Origin of the sequence: Microbulbifer variabilis (genome assembly GCF_020524905.1) — a bacterium.
Lineage (GTDB): Bacteria > Pseudomonadota > Gammaproteobacteria > Pseudomonadales > Cellvibrionaceae > Microbulbifer > Microbulbifer variabilis_A.
Genome location: NZ_JAIVKI010000021.1, coordinates 25,047 through 47,163 on the forward strand (window position 1 = coordinate 25,047; position 22,117 = coordinate 47,163).

The 22,117-nt window shown below is 53.2% G+C and carries 20 protein-coding genes; 6 read left to right on the top strand and 14 right to left on the bottom strand.

Annotation, left to right across the window (positions count from 1 at the left end):
• Position 1 precedes the first annotated feature (1 nt).
• The 5 genes from LC073_RS18400 to LC073_RS18420 are packed head-to-tail and all read right to left on the bottom strand — an operon-like array spanning position 2 to position 6,256.
• Positions 2–3,559 (bottom strand): pilus assembly protein, encoded by a 3,558-nt coding sequence (locus LC073_RS18400; RefSeq protein ID WP_226648782.1) that lies wholly within the window; start codon positions 3,557–3,559, stop codon positions 2–4.
• Positions 3,560–3,582: 23 nt separating this feature from the next.
• Positions 3,583–4,128 carry a PilX N-terminal domain-containing pilus assembly protein gene (locus tag LC073_RS18405; RefSeq protein WP_226648783.1) on the bottom strand — a complete coding sequence of 182 codons (546 nt, stop codon included), beginning with the start codon at positions 4,126–4,128 and terminating at the stop codon, positions 3,583–3,585.
• Between the two features lie 15 nt (positions 4,129–4,143).
• Complete coding sequence (locus LC073_RS18410) at positions 4,144–5,256, bottom strand: PilW family protein (RefSeq protein WP_226648784.1); 1,113 nt, start codon at positions 5,254–5,256, stop codon at positions 4,144–4,146.
• Between the two features lie 5 nt (positions 5,257–5,261).
• Entirely contained in the window at positions 5,262–5,690 is a 429-nt protein-coding gene (gene pilV, locus LC073_RS18415; RefSeq protein ID WP_226648785.1) for a type IV pilus modification protein PilV, read from the bottom strand.
• 11 nt (positions 5,691–5,701) lie between these two features.
• On the bottom strand, positions 5,702–6,256 hold the full coding sequence (locus LC073_RS18420; protein WP_226648786.1) for a GspH/FimT family pseudopilin: 555 nt from the start codon (positions 6,254–6,256) through the stop codon (positions 5,702–5,704).
• Between the two features lie 200 nt (positions 6,257–6,456).
• On the opposite strand from LC073_RS18420, the gene LC073_RS18425 reads away from it, so the two are divergent.
• Positions 6,457–6,966 carry a GspH/FimT family pseudopilin gene (locus LC073_RS18425; RefSeq protein ID WP_226648787.1) on the top strand — a complete coding sequence of 170 codons (510 nt, stop codon included), beginning with the start codon at positions 6,457–6,459 and terminating at the stop codon, positions 6,964–6,966.
• A 30-nt stretch (positions 6,967–6,996) separates the two neighbouring features.
• Here the strand turns inward: LC073_RS18425 and ispH are convergent, their stop codons facing one another.
• The 6 genes from ispH to murJ form a co-directional block, all read right to left on the bottom strand.
• Positions 6,997–7,929, bottom strand: a complete 933-nt coding sequence (gene ispH, locus LC073_RS18430; protein WP_226648788.1) for a 4-hydroxy-3-methylbut-2-enyl diphosphate reductase — start codon at positions 7,927–7,929, stop codon at positions 6,997–6,999.
• 51 nt (positions 7,930–7,980) lie between these two features.
• On the bottom strand, positions 7,981–8,421 hold the full coding sequence (locus LC073_RS18435; RefSeq protein ID WP_226648789.1) for an FKBP-type peptidyl-prolyl cis-trans isomerase: 441 nt from the start codon (positions 8,419–8,421) through the stop codon (positions 7,981–7,983).
• Between the two features lie 6 nt (positions 8,422–8,427).
• Complete coding sequence (gene lspA / locus LC073_RS18440; RefSeq protein WP_226648790.1) at positions 8,428–8,955, bottom strand: signal peptidase II; 528 nt, start codon at positions 8,953–8,955, stop codon at positions 8,428–8,430.
• A complete protein-coding gene (gene ileS / locus LC073_RS18445) occupies positions 8,948–11,752 on the bottom strand; it encodes an isoleucine--tRNA ligase (RefSeq protein WP_226648791.1) in 2,805 nt (934 codons plus the stop codon). Before ileS ends, lspA begins: the two co-directional genes overlap by 8 nt.
• Before the next feature lie 49 nt (positions 11,753–11,801).
• On the bottom strand, positions 11,802–12,824 hold the full coding sequence (ribF, locus tag LC073_RS18450; RefSeq protein WP_226648792.1) for a bifunctional riboflavin kinase/FAD synthetase: 1,023 nt from the start codon (positions 12,822–12,824) through the stop codon (positions 11,802–11,804).
• 126 nt (positions 12,825–12,950) lie between these two features.
• Complete coding sequence (gene murJ, locus LC073_RS18455; RefSeq protein WP_226648793.1) at positions 12,951–14,561, bottom strand: murein biosynthesis integral membrane protein MurJ; 1,611 nt, start codon at positions 14,559–14,561, stop codon at positions 12,951–12,953.
• Between the two features lie 176 nt (positions 14,562–14,737).
• Between murJ and LC073_RS18460 the strand changes: the two genes are divergently transcribed.
• The 5 genes from LC073_RS18460 to rpsT all read left to right on the top strand — a co-directional run bounded on the left by LC073_RS18460 (position 14,738) and on the right by rpsT (position 19,124).
• Entirely contained in the window at positions 14,738–14,875 is a 138-nt protein-coding gene (locus LC073_RS18460) for a hypothetical protein (RefSeq protein WP_226648794.1), read from the top strand.
• 153 nt (positions 14,876–15,028) lie between these two features.
• The gene (locus tag LC073_RS18465) at positions 15,029–15,715 is read left to right on the top strand and encodes an OmpA family protein (protein WP_226648795.1); all 687 of its coding nucleotides are present in this window, start codon (positions 15,029–15,031) and stop codon (positions 15,713–15,715) included.
• Between the two features lie 227 nt (positions 15,716–15,942).
• On the top strand, positions 15,943–16,632 hold the full coding sequence (gene pdsR, locus LC073_RS18470) for a proteobacterial dedicated sortase system response regulator (RefSeq protein ID WP_226648796.1): 690 nt from the start codon (positions 15,943–15,945) through the stop codon (positions 16,630–16,632).
• 49 nt (positions 16,633–16,681) lie between these two features.
• On the top strand, positions 16,682–18,715 hold the full coding sequence (locus tag LC073_RS18475) for an ATP-binding protein (protein ID WP_226648797.1): 2,034 nt from the start codon (positions 16,682–16,684) through the stop codon (positions 18,713–18,715).
• 142 nt (positions 18,716–18,857) lie between these two features.
• Positions 18,858–19,124 (top strand): 30S ribosomal protein S20, encoded by a 267-nt coding sequence (gene rpsT / locus LC073_RS18480; RefSeq protein ID WP_226648798.1) that lies wholly within the window; start codon positions 18,858–18,860, stop codon positions 19,122–19,124.
• A gap of 72 nt (positions 19,125–19,196) precedes the next feature.
• On the opposite strand, the gene proB is transcribed toward rpsT, so the two are convergent.
• The 3 genes from proB to rpmA form a co-directional block, all read right to left on the bottom strand.
• Positions 19,197–20,333: a glutamate 5-kinase gene (gene proB / locus LC073_RS18485; protein WP_413231461.1), complete on the bottom strand. Its 1,137-nt coding sequence runs from the start codon at positions 20,331–20,333 to the stop codon at positions 19,197–19,199.
• Between the two features lie 121 nt (positions 20,334–20,454).
• Positions 20,455–21,660, bottom strand: coding sequence for an Obg family GTPase CgtA (gene cgtA, locus LC073_RS18490; protein ID WP_226648799.1), 1,206 nt, complete (start codon positions 21,658–21,660; stop codon positions 20,455–20,457).
• Positions 21,661–21,859: 199 nt separating this feature from the next.
• Positions 21,860–22,117: a 50S ribosomal protein L27 gene (gene rpmA / locus LC073_RS18495; RefSeq protein ID WP_226648800.1), complete on the bottom strand. Its 258-nt coding sequence runs from the start codon at positions 22,115–22,117 to the stop codon at positions 21,860–21,862.

A 22,117-nucleotide genomic window follows, 5' to 3' on the forward strand; every position in this document is an offset into this window, starting at 1 on the left:
GTTAAAATTTTCTCCAGGACAAGCGCTCAGAAGGTGTAGTGATTTCACCGGTATGATTCCCATATTCACCAGAGGTCTCCGAAAATGGCACATAGACTTTACGTCCGGCGATTATATAGCCAGAGAAACCTGTGCTCGCGCTAGCTTGCTTTGAATTTGGGTTGTCCAAGATACCGTCGTTGATAAAACGGGTATCTCCAACACCCACCAACTCCATAGTCCAACCTGTAGCGCCATAATCACAGGGATCACTAGAGGTAACCAAGGTCGGGAAAATCAGTCGATCGCGCACAAGCAGTGGCTTACTGATAATACGCTCCCCAGTAGTACCTTTATCTCCGCTATCGCCGTAATTTACAGCACCAAAATCCAGGAACCAACCCTTCTTATTTCCTAGATCATCCCCCCACCACTCATCCTTATCTTTAGAGATTGTACGAGAGTTACCCGACTCCACGATCTTTTTTTCCATCAATAGGCTAGTGCGCTTATCCAGAGAGTTACCACCTGTGTTGTTAACAGACATGAACTCAAGCCTTTCTCCTGTATCCTCTAAGGCATAGAAACTATTGATCACCGTACCAGCAGCATTATCGGTACTCGCCATATACTGACCGGTACCAAAATACACCATAATTGAGTCACTGGATCGGGGATTAGCGCCAAGAGTGGGAGCAGCAGTAATAGACTGTGGATTGCCATTAACGTCTGTTGCCGTAAAGAGAGGAAGACGTGGTGCGTCATCACTATCACCGTCACGGAGTGACACATCCCATTTACTCATGTCACTATCACTAAGATCGAACTTCCACAGATTACCCAGAAGATCTCCCGCATAGGCGGTATTAACCAAACCCTTAGCATCGATCAATAGGGAGGGCTCGGCCAAACCATTGTCTTTATTATCAGAAGTTGGGATCACCTTGAAATTATTCGGGTTTGCCAGATCAACAACTACCAGGCTCGCCATATCCTTTGAGGATTTATAACCGTTACCAAAGATCAACTTCCAGCCCGCCGCAGTGGGGACCACCAAAGGACGCCCTAAAATATTGCCAATATAGGAGCCTGCTGCTGTAGCATCCAATTCGAAAAGTACCTCGGGGCTGCTTGGGTCGCTGACATCTAAAACAAATAAACCCTTGGCACCAGCCCCATAAGTACCTACCAGGATATTCATCCATTTAGCACTGCCGGCATTGTTCTTTTTGAAGTAAGCATCCCCTACAAAAAGAGGACCGTCCACAAAATACTGATGGGGATTTGTCTCGGAGCCATAATCGCTTGCCGCAAGATTTTTTAGTTTGCTATATATTCCCTTAGGCACATAGGCAAAGACCTCAGCACCTGTGCTGGCATTTATTCCGTGCAACATGCCATCGTTAGCCCCCACATAGAGTACCTCAGTGCGACTGCTCTTCTTGGTATTACTCAAGTAGTCGGCATAACTGCTTCCCCCAAGGCTAGCCGGTAGCAGGGAAAAATATTGATCACGATTATCGGCCAGGACCGGAGTGCTATTGACTATATCCCCGAGTAACTTAGACCTGCTGCGTAAACCTTGAACCGTTTGGCCAGCAACCCAGCTCAAGCGCTGCTTAGCAACTGTCTCATCATCTCCGCCTTTAAGCGCCTCCTTTTGTGTATCATTCAAAGATGCCCAGGTGAAATCTACTGTTTTGCTGCCTGTGGCTGAGTTGGCGTTATAGGTTTTGATTTTTCGAGAGCTGGTGGGAATTTTTCCAGACTCGGAAGTATTCCAAGTAGAGATACTTTTTAAAGTGCCGTCCTCATTCATCTTGATAGAACGGACCTCACCACTCCAATCATTGGAATCAAACAGCGCCTGGAAAATCGCCGTATCAGTACCCAAGCGTGTGGAGTTGGCCGCAACTGCCGAGGCCGAACCGGATCTGCCACTAATATCGGAGAGTACCGCGCTCAGCTGGCTGGCAAATGTCGTTGGATCACCCGCACTATAGAAACCTCCGCGGCTATTGACCGCAGCATGTAGTAAATCATCCAGCTTGGTTGCGTTACTAGCATATTCATAGTCAGGATCATTCCATAATATTGATGTTTTATCAGTGATAGCCTTGAATGCATCTGCGGGGTTTATATCGCCAGTCACCCCAAGGGCCACCCCAAAAGTCACCATATGCTGGTACGTGGCAGTGTCCAATGCATTCTCTTTCACAGGTAGATGGTCCGCTAGGCCTGGATGCAAGTCATTTTCATAGTATTTCATGGCAATATCTGCCAGGGTACCATCGTGGGTATCGGCAAAGGGCACGCCATTATCGCTATCATAATTAGCAACCGATACAGATGAATAGTCATTTCCATAACCATCGGTCATTAAAATGGTATAGGCAGCCCTACAAGCTAGCTGAGGCGTAGTATCATTTGTAGCCCCGGGGTCTCCCGACCAAGGTCCTTTATTATCCTTGCGTTGATAATACTTCCCTGCATTGTCCAAAGCGGTCAATAGGGGTGTGCCTGCCGCTGGTATATCTATACCATAGAGTGTGTCAAAGAAGGTAGAACGGTCATCCCCCTTAAATGCACGAACCCCTTTTTTTATGGTCGCTGTGCTTTCACCATCAACGGTGCTACTCGAGGAGTTGAGACTTCCAAAACCAACCCTAAGCCCCTCTCCCTGCGCAGCAAAAGCCTGACCGATGCCCGCTCTTGACATCAATACACGTGAGCGGTAGTAGCTATACCAATTGGCAAAATTTTGTATTTCTTCTTGATAAGTACAGAAGTTTTCTGCCGAGCAATCGGTACGTTTCTCGCCTTTAGGATAGGTAGAATTATTACCTTTAATTTGAACGCGAGTATAGTTCGCAACATTTAATAAAGCGCCATTGGAAATAGTTCCGTCAGGAGGGCCAATATATTTGAAGTAAGTAGATGGTCGAAAAGTGACTTCTCCACTTTCGCATAAATTATCTCTAGAACCGGCGATGGCTTCTTTTTTTATCCAACAATTAGCTTTTTGTTTATTATTTCTCTTTAAATTACGCCAGCCTTTAGCTTTATTGAATGGATTATGGTAGGCCTTAGTTGGTGATGCATCATCCCATAGTGTTCCATCTTTTTTTGCCCAAGGAGTATAACGGATCTCAGGATCATAATAGGTCTTATTGTTATGAGAAGAACGAAAAAATGCTGCCCAAGGATTGTCGGCTTCAAATTTAGGAACGACCTGCCATTGATTACTATTATTCCAATAATCACATTTCGAAGTGTTAGTTTCACTATAGATACATGATTCAAACTCTACATTTGCGCTATCATCATCTGTTGCAGCGGGATAAACATAATAAACTGAGCGATTGCTAGAGAATATATTGGTATAGTCCGAGGGTGTCACCTCAAACTGCATAGATCCCGAATCATCCAGGATAAACATAATGTTGGGATCAGCAGAAGTCTGTAAAAATAGCGGCTGCTGGGCGAGATCCATTGAGACTGCCGAATGTGTCACCCCCAGGGTTATCAGTGCAGACACCACTACGGAGCTATATTTTAAATATTTTTTTATATTCAACATAATACTGCTTCCAGGCACAAAGTTTAGAATGGCTTAAAGTTTGATTGCAGGATTACTATTGCGGTATCTGTACCACCCACCCCGCGGCTGGTTACACGATAATATTCCTCAGGATCAGGTCGAGAGATAAAATCGATAGCTCCCCCACTGGCTCCTGTAGCTAAAACCTGCTCGGTAATTCTTTCAACCACATAGACTGGTTTGCTCTTCACGCCCTTCAAAGTAATATCTGCAGTAGCAGTTTGTTTCCAATCATAGGTCTGCCAATAGCCGGTATTCGAGGAACCGTCTAACTCTTCTTTGTGTCCAGTATTTGAGCCATCAAAGAGAGTAGTTACGGGTTTTTCCATCTCCTCATTCACATTTTCCTCGGCAATCCTTAGCCCCGCTTCCGCAGCCTGGAATGCCAGCTGGCGGTCGCGCATATTACCAGCCATTAATTCTTGCATGCCGCTGCCACGAATCGCAGCGAGCCCAATAAAAGTCATTAGCAGTAAAATAACCAGGCCAACTAAAAGAGTCGCGCCCTGCTGGTGTGAAAACTTAATAGGGGTAACTAATCTTTGCATTCTTGAATACTCCCGTTATGGCATACGACCGCGTATCGCAATGGTGCTGGTAAATACTTGGCGCATCCTCCGATCTGGTGCCGTAACCAATTTCCCGTTGAAAGTATATTTCTGCAGCTCATCTAAAGCATTTTCATCCGTAGAGACCACCAACAGTTCCACTTTAATCGCAGTAACTTTATCCCACTCACTTGCTGGGATATCCTTTGCATCCACAAATTTATCGGGAGCGCGGTCACTATTCGTATTCAGGCCATATTTCAGCTGCATCTCCTCGACACCTGTCAATAATTCCTGCACTTCATCATTGACCTTGCGGAAAAGGCCGGGGCGGCCACTAGTGGCATTATTGGCAACATAGTAAAATACGGTGTTTACCCTTAGTAACTGCGAATCACTCCCAAAATTTTCCCTTTCGGCCCATTCGCCTTTACCATTATCATTACCTGGATCAAAGCCGTCCTTTACTTCGTGATAAATAACCAAATACTTCGCATCTTTACCGACCGTTGCTTCTTCTTTGGCTTGCGGAACTGCTTCCGGCAGATCATCGGTTGGCAGCTTATTGGCGAACTCAAATTTTGTTGCTTGGAAAACAATCCCTTTTGAGCAACTGGCAACCACTACAATATCGCCCTCACAGAATCCGCTATACTTATCTTTATCATTCGGGCAGCCTTTTTCTTCGACACCGGTATTTTCTATATAAATACGGTCATTTTCACTTGTCCCTTGCAATCCAACCATATTGCTATTGGCACTGCGCAATATGAGGGCATCGGAGTTGCTCAGACGGTTTGGATAGCCAGTATCAGTGACATTTTCATCAATACCCTCAATAGGTTTATCAAAGCGATATAAAAGACCTGTAGTATCCTTAAGATAATTTTCAACGGGTTTTTCTGCGAAATTGGCACAGCCCATATAGCCCGCCATACGCAGATCATCAGCGATAAAATCTATTGCTAAACGCCCGGTTTCCTGAACCCGGGCAATGGCACTCTGGGTGCTAAAAGTCACCTTGCTGGACAGGAAAAGTTGTATCACACCCGCCATTAATACCAAGCCCACTGTGATCGAGACCATTAGTTCGATCAGGGAGATACCCCTCTGCTTCAATAATCCCATTGTATTTATATCCGTGTCATATATTCAAAACTGGTTGTTCCATCAGCAGCGGTGGAATCCTGCTCCCCCCAGCGAATGGTCGCTGTACAATTACCATCGTTATCACAGGTAATTCCTCCGGTACCATTCGGTAATTGACGCTTCAAGAGCTCTCGCCACTCAATTAAGTCTTGCCCAGCTAGGCTAGAGCTGCTGGTTGGAGTGCTTGCGGTTACCGCCAATTTATAATCCGCGACTTTTGTGCGGTTGGCCCGAACCCGCTCCAACATATCGTAAGCTAGAATATTGGCCTGGGAGCGCATGTAGGCGCTATGGTTATACTGCAAGGCTTTATTTTGTAGTGCGGCCAATCCCAGCAGGGAGGTTGATAAGATCAATACCGTGACCATGACTTCAATAAGTCCAACGCCGCGCTGCCCACTTATTAGTTTCATAGAATTCACCCTCAGCAGCTGGATTTATTTATATTAAGTACCCCGGAACCACTAATCACCAGTGTGCGAGCACTAGCACCCGTGCAGTCGGTCACTTTTGTAATAATCGTAGTCTCGTTGAATCGACCCAGGGTACCGAGGCTTGTGTAGCGTATAAAGTTTGTATCGGTACCTTGCTTAACACTGATAGCCGCATTATCACCAGCCTCCCAAGTACGCAAAATCTCCCCCACTCCGACATTTACACTTTTATCTGTTCCAGCTGTATCCACAAATACCATCCAGCCCTGCGACCAAGTATTGGCCGCAGAACACTTGACTCCATCAGTGCTCGCACAAATAGAAACCCGAGCAGCGCGCTTAACCGCTTCTGAACGAGCGTAGCTGAGCGCTCCTATAAAATTCTCTGATACCGCAACAGACCGATTATTATTAATCATGTCTGTAAAACTTGGCGCTGCGATACTTAACAGCACAGCCAATACTACGAGTGTGATCATCAGCTCAATCAGGGTAAAACCTCGCTGCAGCAAACAGCATTTTTGTTGGCTCTGCTTATACCGCATAAATTCCTACTCAATTTGTACCAAAAATTTTATGTTTGCTCAGCCGCCAAGCATCTAGATGGGAAATTTTCCCAGAGTTATATTTGCGAAAATAGCATTGCCGTCAGCACCACACCAAGGGGGCTCGACAAGCGGCAATTCCAGCAGATTCAATGGTCAATAAACTGAGACTTGTGTCTAATAACCCATGGAGAGGGGACATGACTCAGCAGGGCTTTACACTACTCGAGTTACTGATCACCTTAGCGGTATTATCGATACTTCTTTTGATCGGTCTGCCAAGCTTTACACAAATGCTGCAAAACACTCAGCTGCAAACCGCAGCCGAGGAGTTTTTTGCTTCTGTGCAACTAACCCGCACCAATGCCATTACCCGTAATCAACGGGTAACCATGCGCAATATGGGGAGCTGGGAGCAGGGCTGGGAGATCTTTGCCGACAACGATAATGACGGGAATAGGGGTACTGATGAGGTGTTGATTCTTAGCAGTGGCCCTCAGGAAAAAGTCCGAGTTAAGACAAACAGACCAGTTGCGGATTATATTTCTTTTATAAGCACAGGGGAGAGCCGTAAGGTGGGCTCTCCACAAGGGGCTCTTCAAATGGGAACTCTACATATCTGCAGCCAAGAAAATAGCGAGGGAAAAGCCTTTATTTTATCCAGCGGTGGGCGAATGAGAATTCAGGAAGCAGATGAAAGTGATTGCTAATATTCCCACTCTCGTTTCAGCCCCCTCCTTTTAACGCAGCTCCTTAGGCAAAGAAAAGCGAATATTCTCCTCACGCCCATCCATCTCTTCAGGCAGGCTGGCGCCGAGCTGTTGCAGTTTGCTTATGACCTCTTGCACCAGCACCTCTGGAGCCGAGGCGCCGGCGGTGATGCCGATGGATTTTTTGCCGGTGAGCCAACCGGCATCAATATCGGCAGCGCCGTCGATCAATTTGGCATCAGCGCCGCAGCGCTCAGCCAATTCACGCAGGCGGTTGGAGTTGGAGCTATTGGGGCTGCCCACAACCAGTACCAAGTCGCTCTCCAGGGCGAGTTGCCGCACAGCGTCCTGACGGTTTTGAGTGGCGTAGCAGATGTCGTCCTTGCGCGGGCCGCAGATTTTGGGAAAACGCTGGCGCAAGGCATCGATTACACGGGCAGTGTCGTCCATAGAGAGTGTGGTCTGGGTTACATAAGCGAGGTTGTTCTCGTCTTTTACCTGCAGGTTAGCCACATCCTCCTCGTCTTCGACCAGATAGATAGCGCCACCGGCGGCGCCATCGTACTGGCCCATGGTGCCTTCCACTTCCGGGTGGCCGGCGTGGCCGATCAGTATGCACTCAGCGCCATCGCTGCTGAACTTGCTGACTTCAATGTGCACCTTGGTAACCAGTGGGCAGGTGGCATCGAACACGCGCAGACTGCGATCTTCCGCCTCCTGCTGCACGGCTTTGGATACACCGTGAGCACTGAAAATAACGATGACATCATCGGGCACTTCCGACAATTCATCCACAAACACGGCGCCGCGCTCGCGCAGGCTCTCCACCACAAACTTGTTGTGCACTACCTCGTGGCGCACATAGATGGGCGCTCCAAAAACATCCAGGGCGCGGTTGACGATATCAATCGCGCGGTCGACGCCGGCACAGAAACCGCGGGGATTAGCCAGTCGGATTTGCATTTTTACTTCAGCACTCTTTCGAAAAACAGTTCAAAGGGCGAAAGCCGCCCCCTATTGAATCGAATCCACTGCGATGATTTTTACGTGGAAGTTCAGGGTCTGCCCTGCCAGCGGGTGATTGAAATCAACGGTCACTTCGTCTTCTTCAATCTCGCGAATCACTCCGGGCAATTCACCACTGCCATTATCAAAAGACACTACCAACCCTGGCTCCAGTTCAATATCTGGGGAAAAGCTATCGCGGCGAACCTTTTGCATATTGGCCGGATTGCGCTGACCAAAACCCAGCTCGGGAGGAATTTCAATTTCCGCTTCATCACCGACTTTGAGGCCGAACAGGGCTTTTTCAAAGCCTGGTAGGAGACTGCCATCCCCCACGCTGAAAGAGGCAGGATCGCCCTTGAATGTGGAATCCACTTCGGTACCGTCATCCAGCTTTAGGCTGAAATGCAGAGTTACGCGGCTGTGTTCGCCGATAACGCTATTACTCATGGTTCGTTAAACTTCCGCGTTATTTTTTGTCTTGTCGCCGTCTTTTTCTGCAAAGAAAAGCAACTGTATAACCAGCATGGCTGCGCCGATACTGATACCCATATCCGCTACATTAAACACCGGGAAATGCCAGCTGCCGTAGTACACGGAAATAAAGTCCCGCACATAACCCAGTAAAATGCGGTCCCATAGATTACCGAGAGCACCGCCCAGAATCAGGGCTAGAGCACAGGGCTCCCAGCGCTTCAATGCTGAAAGACGCCACAGCCAGATAGTGACAACAGTACTAAAACCTAGGGCAATCACACCGAAAAACCAGCGCTGCCAGCCTCCTGCATCAGACAGGAAACTGAAAGCTGCACCGTAATTTTCCGCATAGGTAAATTGCAGAAACCCCGGAATAATCTGCATCGCCGGGCCCTGCATAAACTCACCCACGGCCCAGACTTTGGTGGCGACATCCAGGGCCACTACAGCCAGTGCCAGCCAATACCAGCGCCAGGGGTGACCGAACAAAAGATTGGTCTTAGGCATAGTGCCTCACCTCTCCTTTCCCCGTCACATTCTCCACACAGCGGCTGCAAATATCTGGGTAATCACTATTCTCCCCCACATCCGCGCGGTAGTGCCAGCAACGCGCACACTTGGGGTGGTCCACCTTACTCACGTCAATTTTGAGACCTTCAAGCTCAGTAGTCTCGGCACCCCCCGCATCGCTGAGAGGCTGTACACAAGTGGAAGAGCAAATCAGTACGAAGCGCAGTTCATTTTCCAGCTCGAGTAATTTCTCGCGCAGGTCATCACTGGCATACAAAGTAACCGCCGCCTGTAAAGATCCACCGATGGCTCCGGCTGTACGCTGCTCTTCCAATACCTTGTTCACCGCCGTTTTCACTTTGGCAATTTCGGCCCAGTATTCTGCACCTTTATTGGCCTCTACCGGCAGCTTGGGCAGAGGATACCACTCTTCAATAAAGACACTATCGGCATTGTTACCTGGAATAAACTGCCACAACTCCTCGGCAGTAAAGCTCAGAATCGGTGCTATCCAGCGCACGAACGCCTGCACAATATGATAGAGCGCGCTCTGAGCCGAGCGACGCGCGATACTGTCTTCCTTGGTGGTGTACTGGCGATCCTTGATGATATCCAGATAGAAACCACCCATTTCCACTACGCAGAAGTTATGCAGCTTCTGGTAAATCTGGTGGAACTGATAATTATCGTAGGCCGCCAAAATCTCGTCCTGCAGGTGCGCAGCCTTATCCAGCGCCCAGCGATCCAGCGCCAGCAATTCACCCTCCGGCAGCAGATCTTTCTGTGGATCGAAACCAGCCAGGTTCGACAGGAAGAAGCGCGCAGTATTGCGTAGACGGCGATAAGAATCTGCGGTGCGCTTGAGAATTTCATCGGAGACGGCCATTTCACCACTGAAATCGGTGGCCGAGACCCACAGGCGCAGTACATCTGCACCCAATTTGTTGATCACATCCAGGGGGGCAACGGTATTGCCGATAGACTTCGACATTTTGCGCCCCTGGGCATCCACGGTGAAGCCGTGGGTCAGTACCTGTTTGTAGGGTGCACAGCCATTGATAGCGATGGAAGTCTTCAGGGAGGATTGGAACCAGCCGCGATGCTGGTCGGACCCTTCCAGGTACAAATCGGCGGGGAAGCGTAGCCCTTCGCGACGCTCCAGCACGGCATAATGGGTCACGCCAGAGTCAAACCAGACATCGAGGGTATCGGTCACTTTCTCGTAGTGTTCGGCCTCATCACCAAGAAGATCACGGGCATCCAGATCAAACCAGACATCCATACCTTTTTCATCGACCAGAGCGGCCACTTTATCCATCAGCGCCGGGGACTCCGGGTGCAGCTCGTGGGTTTCTTTGTTCACGAACAAGGCGATAGGCACTCCCCAGGTACGCTGCCGTGAGATACACCAATCTGGACTACCATCGAGCATTGAGTCGATACGAGCCTTGCCCCAACCGGGTATCCACAGCACCTTGTCTGCCGCTTTCTGCGCCTGCTCCAACAAGTCATTTTGCTGCATGCTGATAAACCACTGAGGGGTCGCACGGTAGATCAGTGGAGTCTTGGTCCGCCAGCAATGCGGGTAGCTGTGTTCCAGTTTGCCCTTGTGCAGCAGCACACCGCGCTCTTCAAGCAGTGCAACAATCTTGTCATCCACTTTGTAGACATGGTCGCCGGCAAAAAGCGGCACGTTGTCGCGGTAGACGCCGTTATTATCAATGTAGTTGAGGGTTTCAATGCCGTAGCGCTTACCCACCTGGAAGTCATCCGGGCCGTGGTCCGGGGCTGTATGCACACAACCGGTACCGGCATCTGTGGTGACATGATCGCCGAGTACGATAGGCAATTGCTTGTCATAGAAGGGATGGTGCACTTTCAAGTACTCCAGGGCGGCGCCGCGAATGCGCCCCACAACTTCCCCTTCGAGGCCCGCGCGGGCCAATACTGCATCCTTCAGCGCTTCCGCAACCAACAGGCGACGCTTGCCGGATTGCACAACCACATATTCGAGCTCACCATTAACAGAAACCGCCTGGCTAGAAGGCAGGGTCCAGGGTGTTGTAGTCCAAATGACCACCGACAGCGGGCCATCACCCGCATGACCACCGGAGGCATCGGCAATCGCCAGATCTGCCTCTTCGCTTACCGGGTAGCAGACATCAATGGAGTAGGAAATCTTATCCTGATACTCCACTTCCGCTTCCGCTAGTGCTGAACCGCCCACCACACTCCAGTACACAGGTTTGAATCCACGCGCCAGATGGCCATTTTTCACCACGCGGCCGAGGGCGCGAATAATGTCGCCCTCAAACTGGAAATCCATGGTGCGGTAGGGGTTATCCCATTCGCCAAACACACCCAGGCGTACAAAATCTTTCTTCTGCCCTTCCACCTGCTTGGCAGCATACTCGCGGCATTTCTGGCGGAAGGTCTTGTGGTCCACCTTAGTGCCAGCCTTGCCGATTTTTTTCTCTACACGGTGTTCAATAGGCAGGCCGTGGCAGTCCCAGCCGGGTACGTAGGGAGCATCGAAACCGCTCAAGGTTTTCGACTTAATAATGATGTCTTTGAGAATTTTGTTAACTGAGTGACCAATATGAATATCGCCATTCGCATAGGGCGGGCCGTCGTGCAGGATAAACTGCTCGCGTCCGGCGCGCGCCTCGCGAATTTTTTCGTAGAGCTTGGTGTCCTGCCATTTTTTCAGAATTGCCGGCTCACGCTGTGGCAAATTGCCGCGCATAGGGAAGTCGGTCTCAGGCAGATTCAGGGTCGCTTTATAATCAGTCATTGGGTGTCTACTTCAGCTCTAGTAGAAAAATAAATTAGGTCGTCTCAGTTTATGGAAGCGGTCGAGGGTTTTTTCTAAACCACTGCCGGGCATTATCGATATCCTCAGCGATACGGGCTTTGAGAATATCCAACGAGGCGAACTTCTCCTCATTGCGCAACTTGTGGCAGAACTCCACGGCGAGTTCTCGCCCATAGAGATTGCCGTTGAAATCAAACAGGTTCACCTCCAGCAGTGGCTGTGCGCCCTCCCCCTCCACAGTGGGGCGAAATCCCACATTGGCCACGCCATCTATCTCTCGGCGCCCCGTGGCAAGTTCGGAGCCATCGGTGGCAGTGGTGCGCACCGTGGCAAGTTCGGAGCCATCGGTGGCAGTGGTGCGCACCGTATAAACGCCAACCAATGGGGAACGGTAGCGATGCAGGCGCACATTGGCCGTGGGCGCGCCCAGCTGACGCCCAAGTGAACGCCCAGGCGCTACCCTGCCGGTTATCTTGTAGGGCCGCCCCAGGAGGGCCTCAGCCAACAGAAAATCGCCGTCCTGTAGCGCTTCGCGAATACGGGTACTGCTGACCCGAGCACCGCGTATTTCTATAGTCGCAGTATCTTCCACGGTGAAGCCACTCTGCGTACCCATCTCTTGCAGGAGACTGTAATCACCATTTCGGTCGCAGCCAAAACGAAAATCATCGCCCACCACCAAATGGCGAATGCCCAGGCCGTCGAGCAATATCCGCTGGATAAAAGCCTCGGCACTGAGTCCACGTAGAGTTTCATTAAATTGCAGGCACAAAACCCGATCCACGCCCGCGTCGAACAGAGCCAGCACTTTTTCCTTAAAACGCATCAGGCGTGCGGGAGCTTTTTCACCAGAAAAGAACTCGTGGGGCTGGGGCTCAAAAATAATGGCCACTGAGGGAAGGCCCCACTCCAGCGCGCGCTGTTGCAACTGGGCAATGATTGCCTGGTGACCGAGATGTACACCATCGAACGAGCCGATCGTCGCCACGCATCCCCGGTGGCGGGGGCGCAGGTTGTGCAACCCGCGAATTAGTTCGCGCTCCTGGGCCAAAACGATCTTCCCATCCTCATAAAATCGAGCCGCACAGTATAGCGGATTCCCACCGGGCGGCCAGTGGCTACTGGCCCCGTGCGATAAACGTCATTACGGGGCTTATAGTTAGTAGCCAGTAGCGAGCTAGCTTGTAGCGCGGAAGTGTCGCGGCCGCAGACCTGAAACAAATAGGGCCAAAAGATAAGCCGAGCCCCCTGCGGCCACTATCACCCCCATGCGCCAAGCGCGTTCGAACCAGCCCCAAGCGCTCCAGGCCTCCCAGACATGAAGAAGCCCCAACAGCGCAGCAACCATCGCCAAGTTGGCCGCAAACAACCGCAAAAGGTAACGCCCCCAGCCGGCCTCAGGCATGTAAACATCATCTCTTCGCAAGCCCTTATACAGCAGCCAGGCGTTGATCGCCGCTTGGCAGGCAGTGGCCAGCGCCAGCCCCATATGACCGAGCTTAAAATAATGATTCAACGGAATAACAAACAAGAGGCTCAGCACCATCTTGGCTGAAATCGCGATCAAGCCGAAGCGCACCGGTGTATAGGTATCCTGGCGGGCGAAATAGCCAGGTGCCAACACTTTGATCAACATAAAAGCCAACAGCCCCAGGGCATAGGCCCGCAGGGACCAGGCTGCCATTTGCATGTCACGTGGCTGCATCTGGCCGTATTGAAAGAGTGTGGTCAACAGCGGCTCGGCCAGTACCACCAGGGCTACCGCCGCGGGCAGGGAGATAAAAGTAACGCTGCGCAGCGCCCAGTCGAGGGTATGGCGGAAGCGACGCGGATCCCCATCGCTGTGCAGGCGCGACAAGCTTGGCAATATCACCGTGGCCACCGCCACACCAAACACTCCCAGCGGCAATTCAGTCAGGCGATCAGAAAAATACAGCCAGGAAACACTGCCGCTGGGCAGAAATGAGGCCAATAGGGTATCCAGTACCAGACTGATTTGTGTGACTGAGACGCCAAAAATCGCGGGAGCCATCAAACGTAGTATTTTACGAACCCCCGGATGGCTCCAATCCCACTTGGGCTTTGGCAGCAACCCCTCACGCGCCAAAAAAGGCAACTGGAATAGCAGCTGCACCACGCCAGCGAAAAGCACCCCCCAGGCCAGGGCCAGAATCTCTGGATCGAACCAAGCCGTACCCACAGTTGCCGCACCGATCAAAACCAGATTCAGCATGATCGGCGTCAATGCCGGGATAGCAAAGCGATCGAAACTGTTCAGGATGGCCCCGGTGAAGCCCGCCAAAGAGATCAGCATCAGGTAGGGGAAAGTAATTTGCAGCATACCGGCGGCAAGATCGAACTTCTCTCTTTCGCTGCCGTCCCACCACCAGCCAAAAGCAAAAATTCCGGTCACTATTGGCGCGCACAGTACGCCAAATAGAGTAACCAGTAACAGGACACCGCCGAGCGCACCCGCGACCCGGTCATTCAGTGCTCGCGCTGCGGCAATTCCGCCTTTTTGGCGATACTCCGCAAGAACCGGCACAAAGGCCTGGGCAAAAGCGCCCTCAGCAAACAAGCGGCGGAAAAAGTTGGGGATTTTGAAGGCCACAAAAAAGGCATCGGCGGCGTCCCCTGCACCGGCAAAGCGCGCCAGTGCCATATCCCGGGCTAGGCCGGCAACCCGGGACAACATAGTCGCTGCCCCCACCACCGAGCTGCCGCGCAGGAGTCTGGACGCACCGGATTTTTCGGTGGGTTGGTCTTGGGTGGGGGGCAACTGGGACAACGCTGTGACTCCTGGATTTGGGCGAGACCTGCTGGCCGGCAAGTCTACCGCAATTCCACGGAAACCATGGTAGAGATGGGTAACAACGTGCTCCTACGACCTGGAGCCCGCGAGCCTATACTAGCTGTGAGCTAGTTACGCGTCCCACGGAACCGGTGGCGCGGGGAGAAGACAGGATGACCATTAACGCTTTGATTATTGCCCTGGTACTGGCGATTGTGCTTTACATTGCGATAATGCGCGGCCCCCGCCCCCAGCGAGTACGTGTCCGTGTAGATTCGCCCCGCGACCGGCGCTACCACCGCCTGAAATAACAGGACACGACCGGTTGCCACATTTCGCCACAATTGCGCGGTAGTTTGCCACTACTGCGCCACGCCAGCGCCTCCTTGGAGCTTTTTAATAGCACTCAAACGGGCCCAATAAACAGCCCACCGAGTAAAAGAAAGCCTCCAAGGAGAGTAGCAATGAAAAAAGCATTACTGGTTGCAACCCTGTCTTCCCTGATCGCCTCTGGTACCCAGGCGAGTGAACTTAATGAATCAAAACTGACCCCGGCCAAACAGGCCACGGTCTTTACCACGGCAGCCGTTGCCGGTGCCGCTGTAGGGGGTCCATTCGGGTTTATCGCCGGTGCTATCGGTGGTGCCTGGCTCGGCGAACAGGTCAAGCAAGCAGAAGAGGCAGATATGCTGGCAACACAACTGACAGAGAGCCGTGCAGAGCTCAGCAACCTGGCACAGCAACTGGATGCGGCTCGACTGTCCGCGAATGACGCCAGCCAAGTGGCACTGGATTCACTGCAATTCCAGATGTTATTCACCACTGGAGAAGATGAGCTTCAGGCCACCCAGCTTCAGCAGCTGAATGCCATGGCAGACTTTCTGAAGCGCCATCCACACCTGCAGATTCATCTTGAAGGACATGCGGACCCAAGGGGCAGCGACGGTTACAACAACGTGCTGTCTGACCAGCGCGCCTTGAGTGTTGAGCAGGCGTTGGTCTCCCTGGGCATCGATGCCTCTCGAATCAGTCGTCGCGCCATGGGCTCCACCTACTCCCAGGCACCCAAAGGGGATGTCGACGCCTACGCCATGGAGCGTCGTGTAGATATCCGCTTCTCTCTGCCTGAGGCCATGGCCGGGCGCTTCTAAAGACCGCCAAGCCCCACGGCAAAGCGCCGCGATGGACTACAAACCCTCGCGGCTGCGCAAGGCGACTTCAAATCGCTGTTGGACCTGTAGGCGGATTACAAATACGCCAAAACTCTCCCCCTGAAAGAAACCCTGTTGCTTGCGGGCCATTTGCGCCCGCCTTTTTGCCAATAAGCAGCGATTTCGTGCATGATTCTCCGCCACAAAGGAAGCAGCCGGAATCAACCATGAGTGCAACAATCGCTATTGTCGAAGACGAGCGCGCCATCGCCGAAAACTACCGCGATGCACTGCGCCGCAGTGGTTATCGAGTCGATCTCTACAGCGCGAGGATTGAGGCCATGGAGGCTTTTCGCCAGCGACTGCCAGATCTTGCGGTTATCGACGTCGGGCTCGGTAGCGAAGTAGAAGGCGGCTTTGAGTTGTGCAGGGAATTGCGCGCCATGGCCCCCAGCTTGCCAATTCTGTTCCTCACAGCCAGAGATTCCGAGCTGGATATTATTTCCGGCCTGCGCCTCGGCGCTGACGATTACCTCACCAAGGATATCTCCCTGCCCCATATGCAGGCCCGTATCAATGCGCTACTGCGCCGGGTCAGCGTACTGCGCGATCAGGGCAATGAAGGAGAAAGCCTGACCCAGGGTAAGCTGGAACTGGATATCTCCCGATTGCACTGCCACTGGAACGGGTTGGCAGTGGACCTCACTGTCACGGAATTCTGGATAGTCCACGCTCTGGCTAAGCGCCCAGGACATGTGAAATCCCGCAGCCAGTTAATGGAGGCTGCGAGGGTGGTTTTGGACGACAACACCATTACTTCCCATGTAAAGCGGATCCGCAAAAAATTTCAGGCCCTGGATAGTGAATTTAACGCTATAGGCACAGCCTATGGCATGGGGTATCGCTGGCAAATTTGATGGCCCTGGCTGCATACAAGCCGGCCCACAGAATTTCGAGAACTCATACATGAAACTTCGCCGTCAACTCCTGTTGGTGAGTCTTGTGGCGCTGGCCCTGCCCTGGGCGGGCTGCCAATACCTCCGTCAGGTGGATGCGGCACTGGCGCAGGGCCAATTACAGGCCCTCGAGGCCACAGCTGCGGCGATTGCCGCGCGCCTGGCCAGCGCCCCACAGCTCATTGCTCCAGACCCCGCACGCCACGCACGGCCGCCGGGCAGCCAACTCTACCTCAATCCACTTTCCCACCCTCCGGTCGTGGATGGCTACGGAGATGACTGGCGCCCCTGGGAGTTCGCACCTCGGGAACTACTCAATGAGCAGCTCATGCCCCAGGCGCAAATCACCCTCGGCCAGTTTGAGGATCAGATTTACCTGCTGCTAACCGTGAGTGATGAGACCCCCGCCTACCGAGACCCTCGCACAAATCTGCTCGCGGGTGGGGATACTGTCGAACTGTTTACCAACGGGCGCCATTACTTGTTACCGGTGGCGAGCCGGGGCCCGGTCGAGGCTTTGTGGCACAACCCACGCGAAGGTGATTACCAACGCGAGTTGCGCCTGAGGGGACGTTGGACCACCTCACCCAAAGGGTATCAACTAGAACTCTCCCTTCCCTATGCGCTCACTGGTGGCGGCCTATCCATTCGAGTACAGGATCGCACCAACAGCAACGGGACGCCACCAATCCATAGCGCCAGCACCCTTCCCGCCGATGGCCAACCGGGGCGTTTAGTTGCCCCGCTGCCTGAACTACAGAAAGAACTCGATCACTTTGCCCGCCCAGGCCTGCGCCTGGCCGTCGTAGATAGCGAGGGATTCCTGCTTGCCAGTAATGGCCAACCACAAGAGGTTGATGAGGAGGAGAGCGCACCCCGGCCCTGGCTGCGCAGCTGGATTTACCGCAAGTTACTTGCCCGAGAAGAACTACCAAAACTGCCCGAGGATGACCTGCCGCTCAGCAGCGGTATAGGACGTGATACGGCAGAGCAGTGGTTTGGCGGGCCACTGCAGTCGCGTATAGGCGCAGTCAGTGTGCCCGTGATCACCCGAGCCGATGAAGTCATAGAGAGACCACTAATGGGGCGGGTTCTCATACTGCAATCCGCCGAGGCCATGCAATCGGTAACCGAGGGCGCCGCGCACCGGCTGTGGCTAATTAGCTGTGCGGCCGCGGCAACCGCACTGCTGTTTTTACTTGGCTACGCTAGCTGGCTGTCGTGGCGTATTCGCAAACTGCACCGCGCCGCGCGCAATGCAGTTGACAGTAACGGCAAATTGCGCGGCGACTTCCCCCGCTCCTCCGCCAGCGATGAACTGGGCGCACTCAACCGCGCCTTTGCCAGCCTTCTGGGAGAGCTAGACCAGTATCACCAATACTTACGCACCCTTGCCAGTAAGTTGTCCCACGAGCTGCGCACGCCTCTCGCGGTGGTGCGCTCCTCCCTCGACAATCTCTCCGCAGGCGAACTGGATGAAGATAGCCGTCGGTATGCCGAACGTGCGATGGATGGCAGCGCCCGCCTATCCGGAATCCTCAACAGCCTCTCTGCAGCCAGCAACCTGGAAACCAGCATTCACCAGGCAGAGCGTGAGAGCTTTGATCTGGCAGATCTGCTGGAAGTCATGGTGCAGTGCTACAGCGACGCCCATCCCCACCACCTTTTTTCACTGAAAAAACCCGATGGCGAGCTTCGCTGCGAGGGGGCACCTGAGCTATTGGCGCAGCTTTTAGACAAGCTGGTGGACAATGCCTGCAGCTTCGCCCCAGAGGGCAGTGAGATCCAGCTTTTAGCCCGCAATGAAAAGGGCGGCTACCTAATCAGTGTGAGTAACGATGGCCCTTTGTTACCCAGTGGCTATGCACACAAGCTGTTCGATTCACTGGTATCGGTGCGCAAGGAAGGCGACAACGCTGGGCATTTGGGCCTTGGGCTCCATATCGCCAAATTGATTGCTGATTTTCACCAGGGCCACCTGGAGGCTCGAAATCGTGTTGATAATAGCGGTGTGGAGATCAGCCTGAAGCTGCCGAGCCGCTAACTACACACATGTATTGAAGGTAAAGCGCAAGGCGTCTACGCAGATGGTTGACAAACAACCAGCTGTGGGGATAATGTCGCGTCCCGATCGGGCCCCAGGGCCTGTTAGTTACAGATTTATAGATTCCAGACAGGAGCAACCGGTGGCCAACTCACCTCAAGCGAAGAAACGCGCGCGCCAAAACGACAAGCGCCGCAAGCACAACGCCAGTCTGCGCTCCATGGTGCGCACCTACATCAAGAAGGTAGTTGCGGCCATCGATGCCGGCGATGCGGAAAAAGCAAAAACTGCATACGCAGAAGCGGTTCCCGTTATTGACCGCATGGCAGACAAAGGCATTATTCACAAGAATAAAGCCGCTCGTCACAAGAGCCGCCTGAACGCTCAGGTTAAAGCTCTGGCCGCCTAACTCTAATTAGGCAGCAGACACAAAAAACCCCGCAATGCGGGGTTTTTTTATGCTCGTAAATTGGCCTGACTACTAGAGCAAGATAAGGTTATCCCGGTGTATCAGCTCGTCGTCATCACGATAGCCGAGCAGGTCGACGAAGCGCTCCGATGACTGACCGAGAATCCTGGCGCTCTCGCTGCTGTCATAATTCACCAAACCTCGAGCGACCTCTTGTCCCGCACTATTACGGCAAGAAACCAAATCTCCCCGGTGAAAGCGACCCTGCACCTCAGTCACTCCAACGGATAGCAGGCTTTTGCCGCCATCGCGCAACGCCTTCTCAGCACCACTATCGAGAGTGAGACTGCCGCGGACCTGCAGCTGCCCGGCAAGCCAGCGTTTGCGCGCAGCCAGGGGGCCCGCCTCAGGCAGCAGGAGAGTACCCAAGGCCTCCCCCTTCCATACCCGTGTTACGACTCCCTCTCTGGCACCTCCTGCAATCACGGTGCAGGCTCCAGAGCGAGCTGCCAATTGCGCTGCGCGCACCTTGGTGGTCATACCACCGCGCCCGAGACCACTGCGAGAGTCCCCCGCCATTCCCAGCAGCCTGGAGTCCAGCGCCGACGCCTCGCCAATCAGCTCCGCATCGGGATTATCACGTGGATCCTCGGTAAAGAGACCGTCGGCATCGGTCAAAATGAGTAGGGTATCTGCCTCAACAAGGTTTGCCACCAGCGCCGCCAGGGTATCGTTATCCCCAAAACGGATTTCATCGGTTACGACCGTATCGTTTTCATTAACAATCGGCACAGCCCCCAGAGAGAGCAGGGTTCGCAATGTGCTGCGCGCATTGAGGTAGCGGGTGCGATTTGAGAGATCATCGTGATCCAACAAAATCTGAGCGCTGCGGATATCGAAGTCACCAAAGGCCTGCTCATAAACCTGCACCAGATGGCTCTGTCCCACCGCTGCCGCGGCCTGCAGCTGGTGTATCGACTCGGGCCTGCGATGCCAGCCGAGGCGATCCATACCTGCGGCAACTGCCCCTGAAGAAACCAACACCACTTCAACGCCCTGCTGGCGCAATTCGGCAATCTGCGCCACCCAGGCGGAAATGGCTACACTATTGACGCCACGGCCGTTATCGGTAAGCAAGGCACTGCCGATCTTCACCACCCAACGCCGACCCTTAGAAAGCCCTCCGCGGGACATTGATACGGAGCCCATACTCCCCCCTGGACACCGGCCCCTCGGGGGCCTATCAAATGATCATTTTATTGCCGATAAAGACCGGGAGCCGACTGATATTCGGCACGGCGGCAATGGCTTGCCGCCGGTAGGATACAATTCAAGGACGGTATTCGATATCGACATCGTGGTCATCATCGTCCCAGTCTTCATCGTCATCCACAAGACCTTTCGCAGCCCTGCGCTTAGCGCGATGACTCTCCCGTAGCTCCTCAATACGCTCGCGGGCTTCGCGCTGCATCTGGCGCTGTGCCTCCAGCTCGGCCCCGGCCATCTCTGGATCGCGATTTTCCTGCTCCTGACGGTCTTCCAGGTAGTCCATCAAACGGCCACTGAGTACCTCAGTGCCTTCACCACGAATAGCCGCCACGCGAAATACCGGCCCGCTCCAGTCCAACGCATCCACAATTGATTGGCAGCGTTCTTCCAGTTCAGCAGCAGGCACCAGGTCGGTTTTATTCAGTACCAGCCAGCGCTCTCGCCCCGCCAGAGTACTGCTAAAACTGGCCAATTCTCGCTCGATCGCGCGGGCATTTTTCACGGGGTCCGAGCCATCGAAGGGCGCCAGATCCACCAAGTGCAGCAGCACCCGGCAACGGGTCAAATGCTTAAGGAAACGAATACCCAGGCCAGCCCCTTCAGAAGCCCCCTCAATCAACCCCGGAATATCGGCAATGACAAAACTGCGATGCTTCTGTACCTGCACCACCCCCAGATTTGGTACCAGCGTCGTGAAAGGGTAGTTTGCCACTTTGGGCTTAGCCGCCGATACTGCCCGAATAAAAGTGGATTTACCGGCATTGGGCAGCCCCAACATTCCCACATCCGCAAGCACCTTCAGCTCCAGCTTTAGGTTACGGAACTCCCCCTCGGTACCATTGGTAGTTCGGCGGGGAGCCCGATTGGTACTGGACTTAAAGCGGGTATTACCCAGGCCGTGAAAGCCTCCCTGGGCGACCAACAGGCGCTCACCAGCCTCGGTCATATCACCGATCGCCTCTCCAGTATCTACATCAATGACCGTAGTACCCACAGGCACTTTCAATACAAGATCTTCCCCCTTGGCCCCGGTACAGTTGCGCCCGCGTCCAGGCTGGCCACTCTCTGCGGCATAGCGGGGTTGGTAACGGTAGTCTACCAGGGTGTTAAGGGAGTCATCGGCTTCCAAATAGACGGAACCACCATCGCCGCCATCACCACCATCCGGGCCACCTTTTTCTACAAACTTTTCTCTGCGGAAGCTCAGGCAGCCATTGCCACCCTTACCCGCCTGCACAAAGATGGGCGCCTCATCGACAAACTTCATAATCACTCCACCGCAACAGCGGTTGTCTCATCTGGTGCGCACATATTCGCACCTACCTTCATATTCATCATACCAGCCAACAAGCCGCCCCTCGCAGGCACCTGCCACCCCAGCTTCCCGCCACTGTATTATCGGGACTTTTCCAACAAAAAAGCCCCGCGATAGCGGGGCTTTTTATGAAGCTAGGGCTTGTAACCGCTTAAGCTGTTTCGATAGAAACGAATTTGCGGTTGTTGGGGCCTTTAACTTCAAATTTCACAACGCCGTCCGCGGTGGCGAACAGGGTGTGGTCTTTGCCCATACCAACGTTAACACCGGCGTGGAACTTGGTGCCACGCTGACGAACGATGATGCTGCCTGCTGCTACAGACTGGCCGCCAAAGCGCTTCACGCCCAGGCGTTTACTCTCGGAATCGCGACCATTTCGCGTACTACCGCCAGCTTTCTTGTGTGCCAT

Coding starts and splice junctions, on each gene's coding strand:
- LC073_RS18465 (WP_226648795.1), top strand. CDS start 15,029: ATGAAAAAAGCATTACTGGTTGCAACCCTGTCTTCCCTGATCGCCTCT.
- LC073_RS18475 (WP_226648797.1), top strand. CDS start 16,682: ATGAAACTTCGCCGTCAACTCCTGTTGGTGAGTCTTGTGGCGCTGGCC.
- ispH (WP_226648788.1), bottom strand. CDS start 7,929: ATGCAAATCCGACTGGCTAATCCCCGCGGTTTCTGTGCCGGCGTCGAC.
- LC073_RS18410 (WP_226648784.1), bottom strand. CDS start 5,256: ATGGGATTATTGAAGCAGAGGGGTATCTCCCTGATCGAACTAATGGTC.
- LC073_RS18400 (WP_226648782.1), bottom strand. CDS start 3,559: ATGTTGAATATAAAAAAATATTTAAAATATAGCTCCGTAGTGGTGTCT.
- pdsR (WP_226648796.1), top strand. CDS start 15,943: ATGAGTGCAACAATCGCTATTGTCGAAGACGAGCGCGCCATCGCCGAA.
- LC073_RS18460 (WP_226648794.1), top strand. CDS start 14,738: ATGACCATTAACGCTTTGATTATTGCCCTGGTACTGGCGATTGTGCTT.
- LC073_RS18435 (WP_226648789.1), bottom strand. CDS start 8,421: ATGAGTAATAGCGTTATCGGCGAACACAGCCGCGTAACTCTGCATTTC.
- LC073_RS18425 (WP_226648787.1), top strand. CDS start 6,457: ATGACTCAGCAGGGCTTTACACTACTCGAGTTACTGATCACCTTAGCG.
- cgtA (WP_226648799.1), bottom strand. CDS start 21,660: ATGAAGTTTGTCGATGAGGCGCCCATCTTTGTGCAGGCGGGTAAGGGT.
- lspA (WP_226648790.1), bottom strand. CDS start 8,955: ATGCCTAAGACCAATCTTTTGTTCGGTCACCCCTGGCGCTGGTATTGG.
- proB (WP_413231461.1), bottom strand. CDS start 20,333: ATGGGCTCCGTATCAATGTCCCGCGGAGGGCTTTCTAAGGGTCGGCGT.
- pilV (WP_226648785.1), bottom strand. CDS start 5,690: ATGAAACTAATAAGTGGGCAGCGCGGCGTTGGACTTATTGAAGTCATG.
- LC073_RS18405 (WP_226648783.1), bottom strand. CDS start 4,128: ATGCAAAGATTAGTTACCCCTATTAAGTTTTCACACCAGCAGGGCGCG.
- rpmA (WP_226648800.1), bottom strand. CDS start 22,117: ATGGCACACAAGAAAGCTGGCGGTAGTACGCGAAATGGTCGCGATTCC.
- ileS (WP_226648791.1), bottom strand. CDS start 11,752: ATGACTGATTATAAAGCGACCCTGAATCTGCCTGAGACCGACTTCCCT.
- LC073_RS18420 (WP_226648786.1), bottom strand. CDS start 6,256: ATGCGGTATAAGCAGAGCCAACAAAAATGCTGTTTGCTGCAGCGAGGT.